This window comes from Streptococcus sp. 11-4097, assembly GCF_018215285.2.
GTDB lineage: Bacteria > Bacillota > Bacilli > Lactobacillales > Streptococcaceae > Streptococcus.
In genome coordinates this window covers 382,092-405,239 of sequence record NZ_CP185262.1, presented here as the reverse complement: position 1 = coordinate 405,239, position 23,148 = coordinate 382,092, and the positions used below count along the sequence as shown (strand labels likewise).

Genomic DNA, 23,148 nt, shown 5'->3' with positions numbered 1-23,148 from the left:
CTCACTTAGTGTAAGTTATTGATAGCCTCAGACACTTCCCTGACCTTATAACGCGCTATCATACAGCTTCCACCATTGGGAAAGAAAAGGAGTTTTTCTTTCTTATCCAAACGAACCACATTGGCAGGATTGATGAGAAATGAGCGGTGGCACTGCAAGAGACGGGGCTCCTGCTTGAAAACCTCCTCTAAACTCGCTGTAAATTCCAGCCTATCTGTCTTGGTATAGAGAATAACACGATGGGCTCTGGGCGATGTTTCGAGATAGTAGACCTCTTTAAAAGGATACTGGAATTGGGCAAATTTTGATTTAAAGTAAAAGCAATCTTCCGCCAAACTTTTACTATCTTGACTATTGGCATAGAGAAGGGCTGTCTCGATACGAGATTCAAACTCCTCTGCTGACAAGGCCTTATCAATGTAGTCCAGAGCAGACACTTGGTAGCGAAAGGACAGGGGCATAAACTCCGAGTGAGTCGTCACAAAGACGATTAAGGCATAAGGATCCCGATCCCGAATCTTTCTAGCCACTTCCAGACCCTTCATCTCCTCATTTCGAATCTCAATATCCAAAAAGAATAGCTGATGCGCCCCCTTCTCATGCACCTCTGCCAGCAGCTGATCTGGCTTGCCAAAAACTTTAAAAGAGCTAGGAATAATCTGATGTTCCTTCAAGAGTTTTTCAATGGTCGTTTCAATCCTAGTCTGTTGGGAAAAATCATCTTCTAAAACAAATATTCTCATCTTCTTACTCTCCTTGTTTCAATTTCTTCCTAAAAAGAGAATAGCAAAAATACTATGATACAAGCCCACCAAATCCTAAACAGGCCTTCAACGCTCCTGAAGGGTAGCTTGTTCCTCAAATAAGCATGATAATCTTACCACTATTTTATCATAAAATCTTAACAGTACCATTCAGGAAATTTCAAGGGCAATTAAAGATTTGATGGTGAAAAAGGAGATAAAAGTGATAGACTGACAGTATCAAAACACAGTTGCTAGAAACAAGACTGGCACCCAGATTAAAGGAGGAATTCTCATGACAGATACAGACCCTATCAAAAGAGCTCAGACTTTGATTACTGACTTAAACAAAGCCTACCAAGCATGCAAACAGGCAACCTCTGACGACGTCCGCTTTCAGGAGCAATTAAACTCTATTCTTGGCTTTCTAGCCAAAGCTGAGACAGTGGATAATCGAGTCTTGATTGAACTGGAAAAATTTTATCAGACTTCCAGTCTTCTCATGGGACTCAGCGCTCTCAATCCAGATGCTCCTACTCGCGCCGCTTGGCGGGCCTATGACCGCTTCCACTTTGACCAAGTCAAGACCAAGTTGAGTCTCTACGGACCAACCATTATCTTATAGAAAATAAAAGAAGTTGAGATAAACTGAACTCAACTTCTTTTTTAATATCATATAAGCAATATTAGTCCTGCATCTGACGTTTTACCTGATAAGGTAAGTACAAGACTAGTAAAACTAAACCAGCTCCCAGTAAGGCTAGAAGTGCTAGTTTTTCTTGGAAGGTAATCAACCCAACAACTAATTCCACAAGTAAAACAAAACTGGTCAATCCTCGGACTACCGCCTGCAAGCCTTTTTCCTTTTGCCCCTTGTCCAGTGGAAAGAGTTGGGTTAAATACTGGTAGTCAAAGGCATGATAGAGGGCCAGCAACTGGAAGAGCAAGAGGTAGTTAAAGAGAACCACCACTGCTGTCGCAATCCAAGCTTGCTCGATAAAGACCTGCGCTAGCAAGGAAAGTAGGAGCAGACGGAGACTGAGGGCAAAGAGATCTCCATTTCGCAGATAAGAACGCAGATAGAGATTTTGCCAAATCTTCCCAGGAACCTTCTGAACAGCCTTTAGGATAAAGTCCAGATAGGCACGACGCTTGACGCTGTTTGAAATTCCCTTTACCTGCGTAAAGAGGGCAAAGAAACGAAGCAAGACTTGCTTACGCTTGCTTTCTTGGGAAATGACATAGTCCCAGTTCAGTCCAGTTTCCGTGAAAAATTTGCTGGCCTTTTGACGAAAGAGGAAATATTTTCCTACTCCCAATAAAAGCACATAGACCAAAAAAACTGGCAAGCCATAACCCATTGCCAAAAATAAAGGCGCAAATAACAGCAAGAAAAGGGTCTGGACAAAGAGCCAAAAGACTAGGGAAATGCCAGTTTGACGCTTGAGATGGAGCTTGATTTCCTCTTCTCCGACCAAGAGAAAGAGCTTGTCTGGAGCCTCCATATAGGTGGCAATTCCTCCCCAAAGCAAAAGTAAAACAGAGGTAATTCCTACAAACAAAAGGATAGGCCAATGATTTTCAGGAAAATGTTGCAAGAGTTGACTGTACTGGTAGGCTAGAAAGCCCAGCAGGACAAGCAGGAACAAGACAAAGTGGTCATTGAGAACATAGCGCAAATAACCAAGACACTCCTTACGAAAAGCCTGCTTTCTCTTTAAAAACAAGTCTTTCATAACTCCTCCTCTTTGGTCAGAGCCAAGTAAATATCATTCAAACTAGCCTCAGGCATATCAAAGGCTTCGCGCAGTTGCGCCAGATTTCCCTTGGCACGCACTTCCCCCTTGTGGAGAATGACAAAGGTATCACACATCTTCTCAGCCGAATCCAGCACGTGGGTACTCATGAGAATAGACTTGCCTTTTTGCTTTTCCACTTCCAAAAGCTGAATCAAGTCTGCAATAGCCAGCGGATCGAGACCAAGGAAAGGCTCATCCACGATGAAGAGACTCGGATCCACCACAAAAGCACAGATAATCATGACCTTCTGCTTCATCCCTTTTGAAAAATGAACAGGGAACCAGTCCAATTTCTGGTCCAGACGGAACATTTTTAATAAAGGTTCTACTCGCTCAAAAGCTACCTTTTGCTCAATACTATAAGCCATAGCAACCGTTTCGATATGCTCTCTAAGGGTCAATTCCTCATACAGGCTAGGCGTCTCAGGAATGTAGCCAATCTGCTTGCGGTAGCTCGTTGCATCTTCTTGCAGGGTCAGACCATTGATATTGATAGAACCGCTATAAGGTGTCAACAGACCGATAATTTCATTAATTGTCGTTGATTTCCCAGCGCCATTGAGACCAATCAAACCAACTAACTGCCCACTTTCAACAGTAAAGGACACATCTTTCAAGACAGGGACATGAACATAGCCACCTGTCAGGTTTTTAATTTCTAACATATTTTCTCCAAATCTGGTATAATGTAGCTATATTATATCAAAATTCAATACAGTAGAGGTAGATTTTATGTCAGATTGCATTTTTTGTAAAATCATTGCAGGGGAAATTCCTGCTTCAAAAGTATATGAAGATGAGCAGGTTCTTGCCTTTCTTGATATCTCTCAAGTGACACCAGGACACACCTTAGTCGTGCCAAAGGAACACTATCGCAATCTTTTGGAGATGGACGCTACTAGCGCTAGCCAACTCTTTGCCCAAGTACCAAAAGTAGCTCAAAAAGTCATGAAAGCTACCAAGGCTGCTGGTATGAATATCATTGCTAACTGTGAAGAAATCGCAGGGCAAACCGTCTTTCATACCCACGTTCACCTCGTACCTCGCTACAGTGCGGACGATGACCTCAAGATTGATTTTATCGCCCACGAACCAGACTTTGACAAACTTGCTCAAGTCGCTGAAACCATCAAAAACGCCTAAGGAGTTGCCATGAAATTATCCAATCTACTGCTATTTGCAGGAGCTGCAGCCGGAAGTTATCTGGTCACAAAAAATCGCCAAACCATCACAGATGAAGTCTTGAATACCACTGACCGCGTTCAAGCTATCAAGGATGATGTAGATATTATCCAAAACAGCCTACAAATCATTGACCAGCAAAAAGAACTCATCAAGGAATACCAAGAAGACCTGACTTACAAGTTTAAGGTCTTGGAAAAAGATATCCAGACTAGACTAGCTGTGATAAAAGAAACACAGGAAATTGAAGATAAGTAAAAAGAGCCCGACGGCTCTTTTTAAAACGTAAACAAGTTATATCCCAGCAACTATACATCACAATTTAGACAACTCTTTCATCGTTTCAGAACTAAATCGAATGCTTTCCCAGACTTTCCGCCGTAATGAAAACACCTGAAATAGTTTGGTTTCAGGTGTTCGGAAACTTTGAGACCTAGGCTCAAAGTTTAGGTATGGAACTTCGAAGAAGGTCGCTACCGTCCGTCATTACTTAAGGAAAGTCATAAAAAATCTATAAACAAAAAGAGCCACTCGGCTCTTTTTACTTTATTCTCCATCAAAGGCATCTTTAATATGGTCAAAGAAGCCTTTTTTCTTTGGATTTACTTTCAAATCACCTGCAGCTGCGAATTCTTTCAAAGCTGCTTTTTGGCGGTCGTTCAAGCCTGTCGGAGTCACAACATTGACGGTAACGTATTGGTCCCCAACTGCACCACCACGAAGGCTCGGAGCTCCCTTGCCACGTAGACGGAATTTCTTACCAGTCTGAGTTCCCTCTGGGATAACCAATTCAACATCACCGTGAACCGTTGGGATATCAACTGTATCACCAAGAGCTGCTTGGACAAAGTTGAGGTTGAGATTGTAGAAGATAGTGGTTCCTTCACGTTCAAACTTGTCGCTGGCTTCCACAGAAACCACTACATACAAGTCACCATAAGGTCCACCGTTAAATCCAGCTTCACCTTGACCGGCTAGGCGAATTTGTTGACCAGTTTCTACACCAGCAGGAATTTTGACATGTACGCTATGGGCTTGTTTTTCATGACCTGTTCCGTGACATGTTGTACATGGATCTTTGATTTCTTTTCCGCGACCATGACAGACATCACAGGTTACTTGACGCCGCATCATACCAAGCGGAGTCTGCGTATCGACGTTAATGACACCAGCACCATGACAGCGTCCACAAGTGACTGGACTTGTTCCTGGCTTAGCACCTGAGCCATTACATGTACTACAGCTTGCTTCACGATTGTACTTAACCTCTTTTTCAGCTCCAAAAATAGCTTCTTCAAAGGTCAAATTCACACGGTATTGGAGGTCATCCCCCTGACGAGGAGCATTTGGATTGCGTGAAGCACCGCCTCCGCCGAAGAAACTTGAGAAGATATCTTCAAAACCACCGAAGCCTCCTGCCCCATCGAAACCGCCGAAACCACCAGCTCCACCAAAACCACTGTTGGCTCCAGCAGCACCGTATTGGTCATAGGCAGCACGTTTTTGGTCGTCACTCAAAGTCTCATAGGCTTCTTGAACTTCCTTGTACTTTTCCTCAGCACCAGGCTCCTTATTGATATCTGGGTGATATTTTTTCGAAAGCTTACGATAAGCCTTTTTGATCTCGTCTGCCGAAGCGTTTTTTGACACCCCCAGACGATCATAAAATTCAGTATTGTTCATAATTCAAGATACAAAGGGCGTCAAACGGACACAGCCAAAATAGGAGTTTTGACGACGGACGCTTGCGTCCTAGAAAAAACTATCTTTTTGGTACAGTCCGTAGCCCGTGTTCAGTTGCGAACACCCTTGTTCCTTTCTATAATTTTCATGTAAATCTTTAGAGGCTGTTTTCTATACTCTGCTTCACTTGATTAAACTCTTCATCTGATAGAGTAAATATCAAATCCTCTTCAGCATACTCGTTCTTTTCTTTAAAATAGTTGTCCGTATTCTCTGCCAACCCTAAACCGAAAATCACTTTTCTTGCAAACTCTTGATGTGCAAAACCGATAGCCGTAATGATTTGTTTATCTTGGACAAGAACTTTCGGTTGGAAATTCTCACGTGGAAGAAATTCAAAATAGTCAAAGAAGTTTTGCCAAATTCCACCTGTAAATTTCGTGTCGTTCAACAAGCCTGCTTTCGCCAATAAAAGGGGCGCTGAAGAAATGGCTGCAATTAGTATATCTTGCTCATTAAGACTTCTCAAAAACGAGATCAATCTCTCATCTTGTAGAGCAGGACCTATATTTACCATTCCTGGCAAAATCACACAAGAATAATCTTCTATACGGATCTGATCCAATGTTTTCGTCGGTTGACAGGACAAACCATCCTCAGAGACCACCATCGAATTCTCAGAAGCTACATAATCAATCGTGATATCAAAAGACAGAGCTAAAGTACTTGTTAAAGTGGTTATCTCATAAAGAGAAAAATTAGGATAAATGACACAAAGTACTTTTTTCATACGCAACATCCTCTATTTTACCGAAAAACAGAGGCTGGGTTGCAACCTCTGGATTTCTTCTTATACTCACCTGATTTTCAAGCTCGGGATAAAATAGTCCACTGGACTATTTTATTTCTCCGTAAACTCTCCGTCTACGACGTCATCGCCTGCGTTTCCTGTTGCTTGCGCCCCTTCTGCTCCTGCTTGAGCTTGTTGCGCTGCTGCAGCTTGTTCGTAGAGTTTAACAGCAAGTCCTTGAGCTTTTTCGTTCAATGCTTCAAGTTTTGCTTTCATGTCGTCCAAGTTGTTGTCTTCTTGCGCTTTCTTAAGGTCATCAAGGGCAGCTTGGGCAGCGTCACGTTCTGCGTCGAATCCTTTGCCTTCAGTTTCCTTGATTGTCTTTTCAGTCGCAAAGATCGCTTGGTCTACTTCGTTACGAAGGTCAACTTCTTCTTTACGTTTCTTATCTGCTTCAGCATTAGCTTCTGCATCTTTCATCATGCGGTCGATTTCTTCATCAGTCAAACCTGAGTTCGATTGGATCACAATAGTTTGTTCTTTTTGAGTTCCAAGGTCTTTAGCTTTAACAGACACGATACCGTTCTTGTCGATGTCAAATGTTACTTCGATTTGAGGAATTCCACGAGGTGCAGCTGGGATATCTGTCAATTGGAAACGCCCAAGAGTCTTGTTATCTGCTGCCATTGGGCGTTCACCTTGAAGAACGTGGATATCAACGGCTGGTTGGTTGTCTGCCGCAGTTGAGAAGACTTGAGATTTAGATGTTGGAATTGTTGTGTTACGGTCGATGAGTTTTGTGAAGACACCACCCATTGTTTCGATACCAAGTGACAATGGTGTTACGTCAAGAAGGACAACGTCTTTGACATCACCAGTAATCACACCACCTTGGATGGCAGCACCCATAGCAACTACTTCGTCAGGGTTAACTGATTTGTTTGGTTCTTTACCAGTTTCAGCCTTAACAGCTTCGACAACGGCTGGGATACGAGTTGAACCACCAACAAGGATAACTTCGTCGATTTCTGACAAGCTCAAACCTGCATCTGAAAGGGCTTGACGAACTGGAACTTTTGTACGTTCTACAAGGTCACGAGTCAAATCGTCAAATTTAGCACGAGTCAAAGTCATTTCCAAGTGAAGAGGTCCAGCTTCACCTGCAGTGATAAATGGCAAGCTAATTTGTGTTGAAGTTACACCAGAAAGGTCTTTCTTCGCTTTTTCAGCTGCATCTTTCAAACGTTGCATTGCCATCTTGTCAGTAGACAAGTCAATACCGTTTTCTTTCTTGAATTCTGCTACCAAGTGGTCGATGATTTTTTGGTCAAAGTCGTCACCACCAAGTTTGTTGTCCCCTGCAGTTGACAATACGTCGAAGACACCGTCACCCAATTCAAGGATAGAAACGTCGAATGTACCACCACCAAGGTCGAATACCAAGATTTTTTCTTCTTTGTCAGTCTTGTCCAAACCGTAAGCAAGGGCTGCTGCTGTTGGTTCGTTGACAATACGTTCTACTTCAAGACCAGCGATTTTACCAGCGTCTTTAGTTGCTTGACGTTGAGCATCGTTGAAGTATGCTGGAACTGTGATAACTGCTTTAGTCACTTTTTCACCAAGGTAGTCTTCAGCGTAGCCTTTCAAGTATTGAAGAATCATTGCTGAGATTTCTTGTGGGGTGTATTCTTTTCCGTTAGCAGAAACTTTTTCAGAAGTTCCCATTTTAGATTTGATAGAGATGACTGTATCTGGGTTTGTTACTGCTTGGCGTTTTGCAGCGTCACCGACGATGATTTCGCCGTTTTTGAATGATACTACAGATGGAGTTGTACGGTTTCCTTCTGGGTTTGCGATGATTTTTGATTCAGTTCCTTCAAGAACTGCAACCGCTGAGTTTGTTGTACCTAAGTCAATACCGATAATTTTAGACATGTGTTTTTCTCCTTGTTAGTTAATTTTCTATTTTTTTATATTTCCCTTAAGTGGTGGGGACGTGAGCAACTCCCTACGGGATTTCATCACTTATTTTTGAGCCTATTGTCTCAAAAATCCCCTGTTTCAGTAGCTTTTGCTACTGAAACTTTCACCACGGTGGGAAATATCTTCCTTGCAAGCCTCCGGCTTGCCTCTTATCTTTCTTCATAGTTTATTGTCGTTTCGGACAAGGTTTTTAAGCGCTCTCTCCTAGTTGTAAACAACTACCATGGCTGGGCGTAGGATACGGTCATGGAGTTTGTAGCCTTTTTGGAAAACTTGGGCGATGGTATCTGCTGGGTGTTCATCGTCTGCTGGAAGAGTTTGGATGGCCATATGATAGTTATGGTCAAATTCACCGTCAGCTGCGATTTCTTCGATTCCTTCTTCTTTCAAAGCGTGAATCAAGCTTTCTTGCACCATTTCCAAGCCCTTCTTCACATCATCTGTCAAACCTTCAACTGCGAGTGCACGCTCAAGGTTGTCCAAAGAAGGGAGAATCGCTTTTGCCAAGTCCTGGCTACGATAACGTTGCAAATTTTGACGCTCTTCATTGGCACGGCGTTGGATATTTTGCATTTCTGCATGAGCGCGAAGATATTTATTTTCGAACTCATCTGCACGTTCATTTGCCAAGTCCAATTCAGACTTCTCAGGAGTTGTTTCTTCTACCGTTTCCACAACTTCCTCTTCTTGAACTTCTTCTACTTCTTCATTTTTTATATCTTGGGCCATTTTCGCCTCCTTTAATGATTTCAATCTTAATGTACTTCGTAATGATTACTGCTGAGGTAGCGGTAAAAATCTGTCAACTTCATGGTCAAAACACGATTGACTACATTGACTTGGTTGATTAATTGCTGATAATCCAGATTAACTGGACCGATAATGGCTAGAATTCCAACTCCCCGATAAGGAATGAGGAACTTGCTACTAATCACCGCTAGGTCGGCTAGACAGGACTCTTGACTGTCTGCAACACGAACGTTTTGCATCTGATCTTCACGCAGACCCTCACGAATCTCCAGAGCCACCTTTTGCGGTTGGTCAAAGAACTGATAAGCTGCCAGATTGGCAAAATTCAAGAGATTGACTTTGCCCGCCACCACAATGTTTTCGTTGAACATTTCCTTAAAGATATGTTCAAAGAGATCGATAACATTGTCCGTTGTTGTAAAGTAACGCTGGATAATCTGCGGAATCTCCGTCCGAATCTTGTAGTGAATATCTAGAACGGTGTGGCCGAGGAAACGTTCCTGAATGATGCTCTTCAGCTTCAGCAAATCCTCCTGCAAAAAGTTCCTTGGAATCAGAAACTGACTGGTAACCGTTCGAGACTCGTCTAGGGTGAATACCGCCAAGGCTGTATGTTGCCCCAAAACAACGATATCAAAGGCTGTCAAACGTTGCCTGCTCGGCTCAACATCCAGTGCTACTACCGTACAGCCACTCAAGTCTGTCAGCAGGTTAGCAGCCTCTTGCAGAATATCCTCCAATTTGAAGAATTCCTGATCAAAGGCTTTGACAATCTCATATACCTCATTTTCAGCTAGTCGGTCAAAATCCAGTGAGTGTTTCACATAGTACTGAAAACCAGCAACACTTGGCATCCGACCACTTGAAGTATGGGCCTTCTCAAGCAACCCTTGCTTTTCTAGAGCCGCCATGTCATTACGAATGGTTGCACTGCTAGAGTTAATAGACTCTTGCAAGGCTTTGGATCCGACAGGTTCGTGCGTTTTGGTAAAGATGTCAATAATCAGATTTAAAATATCCTGCTGACGCTCTGTAACCACCTCATCACTCCTCTCTGTCTGATCGATTAGCACTCGATACACTCAAGTGCTAACTTATGATTCTATTATACACCCTTAAAAGAGAATGTCAAGATAAAAACTCAAAAAATTAGCACTCTTTTGTCAAGAGTGCTAAAAATCAGTCTGAAGACCTAGAACCTTGCTATTCATCTACTTGGTATTTCCTTTTTAATCTGAAATAACCATAGATTAGATAAGAAATCATAAAAGCATATAGAGCAAAAATGATGAAGAAAGACATGGAAAGATCTTCTCTAAACAAACTCATACAAACAACTAGACCTCCTGAGATAGAGGTTACACATGAACGAAATCCTGATTTCACACCTTCCCATCTAAGTCGATTATCTATAAAAGATTGATCGTTTGAAACTATATCACCAGTTGCCTTTCGGAAAACAGAATAAGAACATCGCTCCACAAACTCCCAGCCTCTATCCTTAATACTTTGCAACACTATCTCATTCTTTCTAAGATAGCTAGTATTCCATACACTGTACATCACATCATCTGGTTGACATTGGTCAAAATAGAACAAACCAAAACGACTAGTTCTATACCTCCAACCTTTCAAATGCATCTCATGTAAATATTCTTCTTCTTTGTCCAAATCAACAATGGTGAAAATCCGAAATTGCTTTTTATTTATCATGACTTCCCCTCCAATTTTGAGCATACCTACCCTATCATAAATCTGATAATTCCTTCTTTTTATGCCATAACTTCCAGCTAATATAGGCAACTATTAACAAAAGGATTAAAGACAAGAAAATATCTAGCCCGACCGCAAATAAACTCCATAGACCATACGCATTACTTTTATTGAGCAACTTAAGTAAGAATGGTATATGTATGGCTAGCAAAAGTAAAACAGGTACTAATCGCAGTCTTAAAATGCGATTAACCATAGCTAACTTCCCGGCCGCGTCATTATAAATTTCAAACTCTGCATCCGATTCAATTTCAGAATGTACTTTTCTAAAATAGGAAAAACTATTAAAGTCTGTAATATGCTCCCAGCCACAGTCTTTAAACAGTTGTAAATAGGAAGCTCTCTCTGATTTTTCCATTGGGTAAAAGTCCAACTGATAAGACACTTGCTCAGGGTGACACTTTTCAAAGGTATACTTAACTGCAAACAATAAGATAGAATAGCTTACTTTCCTAAGTTTCCAGCCCTTAGCATGCATTTCTCTAAAGTATAGAGCCTCCCTCTCATAATCCGCAATTGTAAAAATTCGATAAACAATTTTCTTTTCCATCATCCTTCCTCCCGACTGTTTCTATAGAGCCGTTCAATACGCTTCAATTCAATATCTAAGACTTTGCGTCCCAAGTCTGTAATCTGATAGATTTTCCGTTTTTCCTCTTCGCGGACAAAGGAAATCAAACCATCCTTTTCCATCTTTGACAAGGTTCCATACATAGTTCCAGGACTAATCGAAACTTGCAAATCTGTCATCTCCTTGACCTTTTGCGTAATACTGTACCCATGACCTTCCTTTTGCAGACAGAACAAGATATAAAAACCCGTTTCCGTCATCGGAAGATAAACTCGACGAATCTTATCCGTTAATTCCATTTATAACCACCTCCTATCCAGTTCGATATATCGCACCTCGTTATATAAAATATATCACATCTCGATATAAAACACAAGAAAAAAGATTACCCACAGGCAATCTTTCTTCTATATTAGTATTAGTAAAGGTCTAAATAATTATCAATTTCCCATTGTGAAACAAAGGTTGCATAACTTGCCCATTCAATTCGTTTGGCTTCAAGGAAACTAGTATAGATATGTTCTCCGAGAGCCGCTCTGACAACTTCATCTTCAGTCAGAGCTTTCAAAGCGTTGTGAAGGGTTGATGGAAGGTCTGTAATACCAGCTTCCTTGCGCTCTTCTGCTGTCATGATGTAGATATTTTCTTCGATAGGAGCTGGTGCTTCGATTTTATTTTCAATACCATGCAAACCAACTTCCAAAAGAACAGCCATAGCGATGTAAGGGTTCGCCATTGGATCCACTGAACGCAACTCAAGACGAGTTCCCATACCACGTGAAGCAGGCACACGCACAAGTGGCGAACGGTTACGACCAGCCCAAGCAATGTAAACAGGGGCTTCATAACCTGGAACCAAACGTTTGTATGAGTTAACCGTTGGATTCATGATAGCAGTATAGTTGTAGGCATGCTTGATCAAACCGCCAAGGAAATGGTAGGCAGTCTCTGACAACTGCATTCCTTTTGGATCATTTGGATCAAAGAAGGCATTGTTTCCTTCTGCATCAAACAGGGACATATTACAGTGCATACCTGAGCCAGCAATACCAAATTTTGGTTTTGCCATAAAGGTTGCGTAAAGTCCATGTTTGCGAGCAATGGTTTTAACAACAAGTTTAAAGATTTGAATCTTATCACAAGCACGAAGAACTTCATCGTACTTAAAGTCAATCTCGTGTTGTCCAACCGCAACCTCGTGGTGACTCGCTTCTACTTCAAATCCCATTTTGGTCAAGACATTCACAATCTCACGACGTGTATTATCCGCAAGGTCAGTAGGTGCCAAATCAAAGTAACCACCCTTGTCATTTACTTCAAGTGTTGGGTCTCCATTTTCATCCAATTTAAATAGGAAGAATTCTGGCTCTGGTCCAAGGTTGAAGGACTTGAATCCCACTTCTTCCATGTGACGAAGAGCACGTTTCAAATTGCCACGAGGGTCACCTGCAAATGGTTCACCTTCTGTTGTATAGACATCACAGATCAAACCTGCAACACTTCCATTTTCATCTCCCCAAGGGAAGACTGTCCATGTATCCAAGTCTGGGTACAAGTACATATCCGACTCATTGATACGTACAAAACCTTCAATAGAAGATCCATCAAACATAGCCTTGTTTGACAAGACTTTATCTAACTGTTCATCTGTAGCAGGAATTTCGACGTTTTTCATGGTTCCCAAAATATCTGAGAACATGAGACGAATAAAGGTAACATTTTTTTCCTTGACTTCACGACGAATATCTGCAGCTGTGATTGGCATGAGTTTTCTCCTTAATGTATGACTACTTGCGGTTGCCTAACCGCGACCAAAAGGCGACCGTACCGAAGCAAAGCGACCCTGTTGGAGGAGTTCATTGTGAAGTGCACGACGTACTTCAGTCTGACTCACCGCTTTCTTGGATTTCGCTTCACGTTCAGCATATTTTTTCTTAATAGCAGCGATATTATAACCTTCAGAGATATAATCTTTGATTTCAAGCAGACGATCCATGTCATTCAAGGAATACATGCGACGGTTCCCTTCGTTTCGATCAGGCTTTATCAACTCTTGATCTTCATAATAACGAATCTGACGCGCCGATAAATCGGTCAACTTCATAACACTGCCGATAGGAAAAACAGCCATATTTCGGCGAAATTCTTTTTCCTTCATTTACAATTTCCTTCTTTCTGTCTATTATAGTCTAAAAAAAGACAAACGTCAATTGATAATGTTATAAAATGTAACATTATTTTTCTTTTTTCTCTAAAATGAGCCGAATACGATCAATATCGTAATTTACGAGAATTGCGACAAAAACTCCCATAAAAGTTTCTGATACACGCGCAAATACGTACAAAATTGTTTCGCCACTCGGAATCGATAGGGTAATGATTAACATAGCTGCTACACCACCAATAACTCCTGCTTTGTTATTCATGGCTACATTTGTCATAATGGTTAACATGGTGCATATTGGAACAACTACTAAGGTTACCCAAAAGGCTTCGTGGAAAAAGGTATTTAATAGGAAGAAGAGGAGGGCATAGAGACCACCGATACTATTTCCTAGAATACGCGAAGTCCCAAAATGGACACTCTTATCAAAACTCTCCCTCAGGCTAAAAACGGCTGTCAAAGCACCAATTTGAAGACCTTTCCAACCAAAAAAGCCAAAAATCAAGAGAACTAGAAAAACAGCAATACCTGTTTTAAAGGTTCGCATACCAAGTTTGAACTGGGATTTATCGAATTTATATTTTTTAAAATAACTCATAATCTCAACTTTCTATTTCCATTTTATCATAAATTGGCTGATTTTATGAGCAATAGTTGAGAGGAAGCGTTTTTATTTTAAGCAAAAGAAAAGAGGAACTTTCATCCCTCTATTCTTTGATTTAGTTATAAAATCTTATTTTTCTGTCAAGGCTGCAAGTCCTGGAAGAACTTTACCTTCAAGAAGTTCCATTGATGCTCCACCACCAGTAGAGATCCATGAGAACTTGTCTGCACGGCCAAGGTTAATCGCTGCGGCAGCTGAGTCACCACCACCAATGATTGATTTAACTCCTGGTTGTTTCACGATAGCGTCCATCACACCAATTGTACCAGCTTGGAAGTCTGGGTTTTCAAATACACCCATAGGTCCGTTCCATACAACTGTTTTCGCACCAGTCAAAGCTTCATCAAATTTAGCGATAGATTTTGGACCGATGTCAAGACCAAGGAAGCCTTCAGAAACTGCTTCACCTTCAGTGTCACGCACTTCTGTGTAACCAGCAAATGCGTTTGCTTCTTTTGAGTCAACTGGCAAGATCAATTTACCATTTGCTTTTTCAAGAAGAGCTTTCGCAACATCCAATTTGTCTTCTTCTACAAGTGAGTTACCGATTTCGATACCTTGTGCTTTGTAGAATGTATAAGTCATACCACCACCGATAAGGACTTTATCAGCTTTTTCAAGCAAGTTTTCGATAACACCAATCTTGTCTGAAACTTTTGAACCACCAAGGATCGCTACGAATGGACGTTCTGGAGTTTCAACTGCTTCTTGGATGTAGGCAATTTCGTTTTCAAGAAGGAAACCAGCAACTGCTTTTTCAACGTTTGCTGAGATACCAACGTTAGATGCGTGTGCACGGTGAGCTGTACCGAATGCATCGTTTACGAAGATACCATCTCCAAGTGATGCCCAGTATTTACCAAGTTCAGGATCGTTTTTAGATTCTTTTTTACCGTCAACATCTTCGTAACGAGTGTTTTCAACCAAAAGAACTTGTCCATCTTCAAGAGCGTTGATAGCTGCTTCCAATTCAGCACCACGAGTTACACCTGGGAAAACAACATCTTGACCAAGTTTTGCTGCCAAGTCTGCTGCTACAGGAGCAAGTGATTTACCAGCTTTATCAGCTTCTTCTTTCACACGTCCAAGGTGAGAGAAAAGAATTGCACGTCCACCTTGTTCGATGATGTACTTAATAGTTGGAAGAGCTGCTGTGATACGGTTGTCGTTAGTGATTACGCCATCTTTCAATGGTACGTTGAAGTCAACACGAACGAGGACTTTTTTACCTTTCAAGTCAACGTCTTTAACAGTAAGTTTTGCCATGTTACAAAAACCCCTTTATTTATTTTATTCGAAACTATTATATCACACTTTGGAAATATAAGGAAAGATTTCACAAGATTTTTCGATATTTAATCTTCATCTTCTTTTTTCTGTTTCAATGTCAAGGCTAAACTAGCAAGACCAAGGCTTGCCAATCCTGCTATTAGGGTTTCATTGGCATCAGCAGTTCCTGTATTTGGCAATTGCTTGCTTGCTTCTTCTGATTTAACTGCTGTATTTTGGGATGGTTTTTCTTGTGTAGGCGCTACTGCTGGTTCTGTTTTTACTTTTGTTCCAATTTCAACAATTTCTGGAAGAGCTTCCTTGAGAACTTCTGTTGTACGAAGGGTACGATTGCCTTGGCTATCTACTTCAATCAAGCGACGAATTTGTCCTTCTTCTCCAGCTTGAACAATACGACGTTGACCTTTGAGAAGCTCTGAGTTTGGACGTTCTTGACGTTCAAAGGATACTGCAATTTTTTCAACTTCTAGTTTCGGAGTTTCTAGAACCAGGTCTTTTACTCCTTCTGCTGGTTGATTGCTTGATAGAACTTTTGTACCTACTTCGGTAATCTCTGGAACAGCTTCCTTGAGAATTTCAGTTGAACGAAGAGTACGATTGCCTTGACTATCTACTTCAACCAAGCGACGAATTTGTCCCTCAACTCCTGCTTGGACAAGTTGACGTTGACCGACTGGGAGATTTGGATTTGGATGTTCTTGGTGTTTGAAGGCCACTGTATCCTCTTCAATTTCTAGTTTCGGAATTTCTAAAACTAGGTCTTTTACTCCTTCTGCTGGTTGATTGCTTGATAGAACTTTTGTACCTACTTCGGTAATCTCTGGAACAGCTTCCTTGAGAATTTCAGTTGAACGAAGGGTGCGTTTACCTTGGACATCTACTTCTACTAGACGACGAATTTGCCCTTCTTCTCCTTTTTGGACAAGTTGACGTTGACCTTTAAGAAGGTTCACATTTGGTCGCTCTTGACGTTCGAAGACCACTGTATCCTCTTCAATTTCTAGTTTCGGAATTTCTAAAACTAAGTCTTTTACTCCTTCTGCTGGTTGATTACTTGAAAGAACTTTTGTACCTACTTCGGTAATCTCTGGAACAACTTCCTTGAGAATTTCTGTTGTACGAAGGATACGATTGCCTTGAGCATCTACTTCTACTAGACGACGAATCTGCCCTTCTTCTCCTTTTTGGACAAGTTGACGTTGACCTTTAAGAAGGTTCGCATTTGGTCGCTCTTGACGTTCATAGGCTGTTGTTTCAGTTTCAACAACTAGTTCAGGGAGGACCTCAACTGTTGGGGCTACTTCACTTGGATCCATGCTACCAACATGATGACTTTCTTCTGCAGGAGCTAGTTTCTTATTCAGCTTTTCTTTCATGTCCGCAAAAGCTTGTGGAGTTGGCATCTCTGAAGCCAACAAAGTTTCTGCTTGTTCAATCAACTCAGCTTTAGGATCTTTTTCACGGATAGATTCGAGCAAACCTTCCAATTCTTCTCTAGCTGTCTGATAACGTTGATTTCCATCCAAATCCGCTCCAGCTTGTTTCAATTCATTCAAGGCTTTGTTGACTTCTTCTTGACTGGCATCATGGTTTTCTGCAACAGCTTTCGCTGCATTGAGTTTCTCTACTAGTACAGCTTGTTTGTTCTCACTTGAGAAGGTATAGGCAAGGGTTGACTGACGGCCTTGGGTAGCAGTGATTTCTTGTTTAAGGTATTCATCATTAACTGCAGCCTTTGGAGAAACCAAGACATCAAACTCAGCTGTGTGCCCCTTGTAATGCAGGGTCAAGGTCTGGCGTCCAGTCTTCTGAGCATCGTATCCCGTGATTTCAACACCTTCATCAGTAAAGCTGTGAGTCTCTTCTGTCTCGTCATCATAGAGAACACCAAAGCGACCTTCAGAGAGATCCAGTTGTTCTCCTACTAGATAGTCTGTTTTTGGTTTCTTAGTAATATGCAAGCCCGCTACTTCTTTTGGTTTTCCTTCATCCTGTCCTGTCACTTGGACTTTCAGATCACCTGACACTGGTAAACCAAGGTATTGCAGTGTTAGGTTTTGTTCCCCTTTTTGATGAGCGTCGTATCCAGATACCGTCACACCTGAGTGAGTAAGGTTAATCAGCTCGTCGGCTTGTCCCCCTTCGTATTGAACACGGAGTGTTCCGCCTCTGAGGTCCAGTTTTTCTCCTTCTTTATAAACTGTCTTTTTAGGTCCTTTTTCAAGGCTAACTGCAGCAATTTTTCTCTCATCCTGTGGAATCGCTACAGCCAAGGTATTACTGATTTCTTTGCCAGGTAGTTGGGTACGATAGTATAGGAGAGTTGGTTGCTTATCAAAGCCCAATGGAGCTGTTGCCAAGTCACCGCCAGTTTCAGTCTTTAAGGTTGCAATTGGTGTTTGTGAATCAGCCTTGTCGTAAACGGTGATGGTTGCGCCTGCCGGAACATCAGAGAAGCCTAGTTGAACTTGGTGGTTTCCAAGTGAACGAGCAGCTACCTTAGCCATTGGAATATTTTGACTTTCAGTGTCCAAGGCTTCGTACATCTTCCAGTTGTAGATACGAATGGCCTTCCAAGGTGTTCCGTTATCAGATGTAATGACATGCAAACGCCAGTCTTGGGCAGTAATTGGTTTGTCAAGAGTGATATCCGTAACGTGCGCTTTATTACCACGGACTTCCTTAGCTAGTTTCCACTCGCCATCTGTATCCTTGTAGTAAAGATCAAAATCCTTGGTGTTCATCAGACCATCGTTAACAGACTCACCACCAGCTCCCGCATGATCCATCACCCATCTGACAACACGACGTGGTTGAGTCAAACGAATATCGACACTACCGCTCAATTGTCCTGAAGACCACTTGTCTGAAAGACTGGTAATGGTACCGTTCAACATACCTTCAATACCTTCTCCACCTTCGGTATTCGGGAAAGTGCTACCGATAACCGTTGCCCCTGGAACAATATTTTCAGCCAAAGGTCTTGGGAGAGTCGTATCCTGAACAGTCATGCCCCAGTTAAAGGATGTCGTCGCAGCTTCTGAACGAAGGCCATTTTTACCAACTGCAACAACTTTCAATTCTTGCGTCGTACCAGTCGCATTAGCAGAGCGGCTAACTTTTGGCAAGTAGATGGTTGAAGCAGATGAACCTGTCAACAAACGCCAGTTATCCCCATCTTTTTCGTAGACTTCATAGAAATCCGCATCTTGATTACCCGCAAACTGGACCACTGCTTCAGCTTCTTGGGCATTTTTAAGAGATTGTTTCACCACAGAAAGGCCTGTAGGTGCTTGTGGTGATTGGTGATTGTCTGAAATTGTTAATTGACCTAGGTTAAACTGATAATCTTTTACAGCTCCTTCATGCTCGAAGAAGAGTTTGACTGCATAGATGGTTTTACCTGCTAGTGAGCTGAGATCAAATTCTTCATTTGTCCAGTTGTCAGAAAGGGTTAGCTCTTTCCATGCATCTGCATCATCGAATTTGTAGTCTGGAGTTGTAGAGAAGGCCATAAAAACTTTAGAACCTTTTCCTCCCTTGTGGGCAACACGAAGTTTGGTTTTCTCAGTTACTTCTAACTTAGTAGAATAAAGTCTCACATCCTGGTCCGTCTTACCAGCTACATCACCAGAGAATTTAAGGGAATTTCCTCCATTGTAGGCATCTGTAAAATCATATTCTGCACGAAGTTTTTCCCCTGTTGAAGTCTGCCACCAGCGCCATGTTGGCAAGACACCTGAAACCGAACGGTAGTTCCACTCAGAATCCTTAGAAACCTTTCCGTCTACAAACCACTTTCTACCATGGCCTGTATTAAAGGAGGTAGTGAAGGTCCGACCCACTGCTGGTGTGCGGTCTGCAACTAAATTAGCAATCCCATACCACTCTTTATCCGCTGGTTTTTGAGCTGTCGGATCTCCTTGGTAACCTGTGAAGAAGATATCTTCGTTTTTGTGGTAGTCTTCACCTGTTTTTCCTAGACTGGTAATTGTATCTGGTGCAAAGAGTCCAAGTGACAAGCGTAACTTGCCTTTTTCATCTAAGAGGGCATCCCATTTAACTTTTGTCTTATAAGAACCACCTTGTTGCAATTCCAATCCTGCAAAGACATCATATTGGCTACGTTCCAGCCATTTTGCCATTTCTACAGAGTGGTCATTCTTTTCCTTATTCCAGTTGAAATTGGCAAAGAATTGATTCGCAGGGACCTTGTCACCTTCTTTTTGCATGAACTGGTAGTTGTAATCACCTAGACCATCTTCGTGGTAACGACCATATTTATAGGTCATGGCATCGTACCAAGCATACTTGATTGGATGGTTGACCTTTGCCGCATATTCTTTTGTATAGAGCATAAACTGGCGCATTTTTTCACCAAGAGGTTCAACCAAATCTCCAGTTGTTTCTTGGTTAATGAAATAGCCATCATAACCATAATACTTGGCCATGTCTACCAATTTACGGGCGATTGGGAAGCTACCATCTGGGTCTTGCTTCAAAGCTTCAGCGAATTTTTCTTGGTCTGCAATACTATTAGACCAGTTGAAGAAGAGTGTACCATATACAGGAACCCCGTTACGGTGACCTGCATCAATAACGTCAGGAGTTGGAACGAGACCTTCCCAAAAGACCATTGAATCCAAGTATTGCCAGTAGTCAAAGGCGTAGGCTTTGAATTCTTCTCCACCAACAGAAGCGTGGTCTTTAGCCTTTGAGTTGGTATTTGCTAGCGCCTGAACCTTGGCTCTTCTGCTTGCTTTTTCGTTCACCAACTGGCCTCTATGGCGCTTGGCTAGTTCAACTGAGGAACGATTGATGGAATCATCCTCACGCGCACCCGGTTCCCATTTCAACAATTCATCCCAAGAATTAAATTTGATTTCCTTTGGTTTTAATGTTCTTTCTGTATTTTTAGGGACATCTGGCTGGACTTCTTTTTCAGTCTTATTAGCTTCTGCTACTGGCTTAGACTCATCGCCTTGGCTAGTGGCTTCAGGCTTTGATTCTATTTCCTTGTCAGACTTAGGTTTTGCTTCTGCAGATGGTGTTTCTGCAGCCACCTCACTTGCTTTTTCCTCTGGTTTAGCTGCGCTAGCTGCCTCTGCGGTTTCAGTAGTTACAGCTTCATTGCTTGCTGGCGAAGCAGTTGCAGATGCTGTCGCTACTCCTTCTGCTTTTTCTGGCTTATTTTCTCTAGCATGTTCTCCTTCATGCTGCTTGTCAGTTTCATTAGTTGGATGCTCACTCTCTCCTGAAACAAGCTCTGTATTGGCTCCGCTATTTTCAGGAACTGCAGTTTCTTCAGCCAAGGCTGGACCAGCAAATAAAACAGCACCAATCATTAGCGAGCAGGCTCCTACTGATAACTTACGAATACTATAACGACAACGTCTTTCAAAAAATGGATTCTTCATTTTCTTCTCCTAAAAGATTGATTTTGTTGCATAAAAGAAAGCGCTTAACTTTCTTTATAAAATTTTTATCCCAATCACAGGGACCAAGATAATTCCTCCCTCATTTTAAAATATTTCTTTTAAATGTCAATATATAAAAGGAAATACCTATATCTAGGTTAGAAATTGGTAAAATTAATATAATTAAGGCCCATTCTAACGAATTTTCTTTCTAAAATCTTAGCTTAACACTTGTTAGATTTACTTTTATCCTTTAAAATAGAATAGGAGAAATTCCGTTATTATTTTTCGGAGGAAAAAGAAATGTCCATTAATTGGCAGGAAATTTTATTTCACTTTTTAGGTGGTCTGGGACTATTCTTATATAGTATCAAGACCATGGGAGACGGTTTGCAACAAGCTGCTGGAGATCGCCTTCGTTTTTACATTGACAAGTACACTAGCAATCCCTTTTTAGGTGTTCTAGTCGGAATTGTCGTGACTGCCCTGATTCAGTCAAGTACAGGGGTTACAGTTATCACGGTTGGACTGGTCAGCGCTAGTCTTCTCACTCTTAGACAGGCTATCGGAATTATCATGGGAGCCAACATCGGAACCACAGTTACTTCCTTTATCATCGGTTTCAAGCTTGGTGAGTATGCTTTACCCCTGATTTTCCTTGGAACCATGTTCCTCTTCTTTACCAAAAATAGAACAGCAAACAATATCGGGCGCATCCTGTTTGGTGTAGGGGGAATCTTCTATGCTCTCAACCTCATCAGTGCCGGTATGAGCCCTCTTAAAGATTTACCACAATTCAAGGAATACATGGTAACCTTGGGACAAAATCCTGTATTAGGAGTTTTTGCCGGTGCAGTGATTACCGTTCTCATCCAAGCTTCTTCTGCGACAATCGGGATTTTGCAAGGTCTCTATGCAGGTGGATTCCTTGACCTTAAAGGTTCTCTACCTGTTCTCTTCGGGGATAATATCGGGACAACCCTAACAGTTATCATCGCGGCAGCTGGAGCCAATGTCTCTGCGAAACGCGTTGCTGCAACCCACGTTACCTTTAACGTTTTAGGAACTATCCTTTGCTTAATCTTATTAGGTCCCTTTACATCTATGATTGAGTACTTCCAAGCACTCCTTCACCTCTCACCTGAGATGACCATCGCCTTCTCACACGGTGCCTTTAACGTAAGTAACACCATTGTGCAATTTCCATTCATCGGAGCCTTGGCCTACTTTGTAACCAAGCTCATCCCTGGTGAAGATGAAGTTGTCAAGTACGAGCCACTTTATCTTGATGAGCATTTGATTAAACAAGCTCCATCAATCGCTCTCGGAAATGCCAAAAAAGAACTCCTTCACTTGGGAAATTATGCTTCCAAAGCCTTTGACCTTTCATACAACTACATCATTGACCTTAATGAAAAGGTTGCTGAAAAAGGCCACAAGACAGAAGAAGCCATCAATACCATTGATGAAAAATTGACTCGTTACCTTATTACCCTTTCAAGTGAAGCCCTTAGCCAGAAAGAAAGTGAAGTGCTCACCAATATCCTTGATTCATCCCGCGATTTGGAACGGATTGGGGACCACGCAGAAGCGCTAATCAATCTAACTGACTATCTTCAACGTAAAAATGTTGAGTTCTCTGAAGCTGCTTTGCAGGAATTGGCTGATATCTATCAAAAAACCACTGGCTTTATCAAGGATGCCCTTGATAGCGTGGAAAACAATGATATTGAAAAAGCTCAAAGTCTGATTGAACGCCATAAAGAAATCAACAATATGGAACGTGTTCTCAGAAAGACTCACATCAAACGCCTCAACAAGGGCGAGTGTTCTACACAAGCTGGTGTCAACTTTATCGACATTGTTTCCCACTACACTCGTGTGTCTGACCATGCTATGAATCTAGCTGAAAAGGTCATTGCTGAACAAATCTAAGAACCAAGAAGCTATCCTAAATGGGATGGCTTTTTCTTCTCCTCATCAAGAATTACTCTTCTACCATATAGAAAAATGCTTTGATTCACAATGGAATCAAAGCATTTTAAAGAGCTCCCCATACATAAGCGCAGAAGCTACAGTTCCTCTGTACTTGGCTTCTTCTCTTTTGATAAAACGAGCTAAGTTGAGCAACTCAGGTGCCGGATGTCTGGGATTCTTAAGCAATTCACGATTGACAAGCCCTGAGAGTCGTACTGCTAGTAATTGCTCATTTGCAGTTGGTAGTTTTTTAGCAGCCTCTAGGAGAGCAACAACTAAATCTTCACTCAAATCATGTCGAGCATGATTGTAAAGATCTTTTATAAGGCTTTCTAGGTTTGGTTCTGCCATCCCTACCACCT

Annotated in this window: 21 protein-coding genes; 4 read left to right on the top strand and 17 right to left on the bottom strand. The window is 41.7% G+C overall.

Going from position 1 to position 23,148, the window contains the following annotated elements; all coding sequences use genetic code 11:
- Positions 1-5 precede the first annotated feature (5 nt).
- Positions 6-743, bottom strand: a complete 738-nt coding sequence (locus tag KB197_RS02100; protein ID WP_125416347.1) for a response regulator transcription factor — start codon at positions 741-743, stop codon at positions 6-8.
- A 295-nt stretch (positions 744-1,038) separates the two neighbouring features.
- Here KB197_RS02100 and KB197_RS02095 point away from each other — a divergent pair, with 295 nt between their 5' ends.
- The gene (locus KB197_RS02095; protein ID WP_125416345.1) at positions 1,039-1,368 is read left to right on the top strand and encodes a helicase BlpT; all 330 of its coding nucleotides are present in this window, start codon (positions 1,039-1,041) and stop codon (positions 1,366-1,368) included.
- 61 nt (positions 1,369-1,429) lie between these two features.
- On the opposite strand, the gene KB197_RS02090 is transcribed toward KB197_RS02095, so the two are convergent.
- On the bottom strand, positions 1,430-2,479 hold the full coding sequence (locus tag KB197_RS02090) for an ABC transporter permease (protein WP_125416343.1): 1,050 nt from the start codon (positions 2,477-2,479) through the stop codon (positions 1,430-1,432).
- Positions 2,476-3,207 (bottom strand): ABC transporter ATP-binding protein, encoded by a 732-nt coding sequence (locus KB197_RS02085; RefSeq protein ID WP_212573710.1) that lies wholly within the window; start codon positions 3,205-3,207, stop codon positions 2,476-2,478. Before KB197_RS02085 ends, KB197_RS02090 begins: the two co-directional genes overlap by 4 nt.
- A gap of 67 nt (positions 3,208-3,274) precedes the next feature.
- Here KB197_RS02085 and KB197_RS02080 point away from each other — a divergent pair, with 67 nt between their 5' ends.
- Together KB197_RS02080 and KB197_RS02075 are read left to right on the top strand one after the other, a co-directional pair.
- Complete coding sequence (locus KB197_RS02080; protein ID WP_001278317.1) at positions 3,275-3,685, top strand: HIT family protein; 411 nt, start codon at positions 3,275-3,277, stop codon at positions 3,683-3,685.
- A 9-nt stretch (positions 3,686-3,694) separates the two neighbouring features.
- Positions 3,695-3,982 (top strand): hypothetical protein, encoded by a 288-nt coding sequence (locus KB197_RS02075; protein WP_000777754.1) that lies wholly within the window; start codon positions 3,695-3,697, stop codon positions 3,980-3,982.
- Positions 3,983-4,270: 288 nt separating this feature from the next.
- Here KB197_RS02075 and dnaJ read toward each other — a convergent pair whose 3' ends face one another.
- The 13 genes from dnaJ to KB197_RS02010 form a co-directional block, all read right to left on the bottom strand.
- Positions 4,271-5,407: a molecular chaperone DnaJ gene (gene dnaJ, locus KB197_RS02070; protein WP_212573711.1), complete on the bottom strand. Its 1,137-nt coding sequence runs from the start codon at positions 5,405-5,407 to the stop codon at positions 4,271-4,273.
- A 157-nt stretch (positions 5,408-5,564) separates the two neighbouring features.
- Positions 5,565-6,197, bottom strand: coding sequence for a DJ-1/PfpI family protein (locus KB197_RS02065; protein ID WP_125458162.1), 633 nt, complete (start codon positions 6,195-6,197; stop codon positions 5,565-5,567).
- Positions 6,198-6,308: 111 nt separating this feature from the next.
- On the bottom strand, positions 6,309-8,132 hold the full coding sequence (gene dnaK / locus KB197_RS02060) for a molecular chaperone DnaK (protein ID WP_000034661.1): 1,824 nt from the start codon (positions 8,130-8,132) through the stop codon (positions 6,309-6,311).
- Positions 8,133-8,384: 252 nt separating this feature from the next.
- The gene (grpE, locus tag KB197_RS02055) at positions 8,385-8,909 is read right to left on the bottom strand and encodes a nucleotide exchange factor GrpE (RefSeq protein ID WP_000046038.1); all 525 of its coding nucleotides are present in this window, start codon (positions 8,907-8,909) and stop codon (positions 8,385-8,387) included.
- A gap of 26 nt (positions 8,910-8,935) precedes the next feature.
- Complete coding sequence (hrcA, locus tag KB197_RS02050; protein ID WP_000255759.1) at positions 8,936-9,970, bottom strand: heat-inducible transcriptional repressor HrcA; 1,035 nt, start codon at positions 9,968-9,970, stop codon at positions 8,936-8,938.
- Positions 9,971-10,133: 163 nt separating this feature from the next.
- Entirely contained in the window at positions 10,134-10,643 is a 510-nt protein-coding gene (locus tag KB197_RS02045; RefSeq protein ID WP_212573712.1) for a DUF2812 domain-containing protein, read from the bottom strand.
- A gap of 34 nt (positions 10,644-10,677) precedes the next feature.
- Complete coding sequence (locus KB197_RS02040; protein ID WP_084887533.1) at positions 10,678-11,253, bottom strand: DUF2812 domain-containing protein; 576 nt, start codon at positions 11,251-11,253, stop codon at positions 10,678-10,680.
- Entirely contained in the window at positions 11,253-11,573 is a 321-nt protein-coding gene (locus tag KB197_RS02035; RefSeq protein ID WP_031233152.1) for a PadR family transcriptional regulator, read from the bottom strand. Before KB197_RS02035 ends, KB197_RS02040 begins: the two co-directional genes overlap by 1 nt.
- A gap of 119 nt (positions 11,574-11,692) precedes the next feature.
- Positions 11,693-13,039 carry a type I glutamate--ammonia ligase gene (glnA, locus tag KB197_RS02030; protein ID WP_001122886.1) on the bottom strand — a complete coding sequence of 449 codons (1,347 nt, stop codon included), beginning with the start codon at positions 13,037-13,039 and terminating at the stop codon, positions 11,693-11,695.
- A gap of 36 nt (positions 13,040-13,075) precedes the next feature.
- Entirely contained in the window at positions 13,076-13,432 is a 357-nt protein-coding gene (gene glnR / locus KB197_RS02025; protein WP_000659548.1) for a transcriptional repressor GlnR, read from the bottom strand.
- Positions 13,433-13,508: 76 nt separating this feature from the next.
- Entirely contained in the window at positions 13,509-14,036 is a 528-nt protein-coding gene (locus tag KB197_RS02020) for an FUSC family protein (protein ID WP_049515975.1), read from the bottom strand.
- A 135-nt stretch (positions 14,037-14,171) separates the two neighbouring features.
- On the bottom strand, positions 14,172-15,368 hold the full coding sequence (locus tag KB197_RS02015; RefSeq protein ID WP_001096743.1) for a phosphoglycerate kinase: 1,197 nt from the start codon (positions 15,366-15,368) through the stop codon (positions 14,172-14,174).
- An 89-nt stretch (positions 15,369-15,457) separates the two neighbouring features.
- Positions 15,458-20,809: an endo-beta-N-acetylglucosaminidase gene (locus KB197_RS02010; RefSeq protein ID WP_064275930.1), complete on the bottom strand. Its 5,352-nt coding sequence runs from the start codon at positions 20,807-20,809 to the stop codon at positions 15,458-15,460.
- Positions 20,810-21,112: 303 nt separating this feature from the next.
- On the opposite strand from KB197_RS02010, the gene KB197_RS02005 reads away from it, so the two are divergent.
- Positions 21,113-22,744, top strand: coding sequence for a Na/Pi cotransporter family protein (locus tag KB197_RS02005; RefSeq protein ID WP_033676213.1), 1,632 nt, complete (start codon positions 21,113-21,115; stop codon positions 22,742-22,744).
- A gap of 96 nt (positions 22,745-22,840) precedes the next feature.
- Here KB197_RS02005 and KB197_RS02000 read toward each other — a convergent pair whose 3' ends face one another.
- On the bottom strand, positions 22,841-23,137 hold the full coding sequence (locus KB197_RS02000) for a bacteriocin immunity protein (RefSeq protein ID WP_064275929.1): 297 nt from the start codon (positions 23,135-23,137) through the stop codon (positions 22,841-22,843).
- Positions 23,138-23,148: the final 11 nt, after the last annotated feature.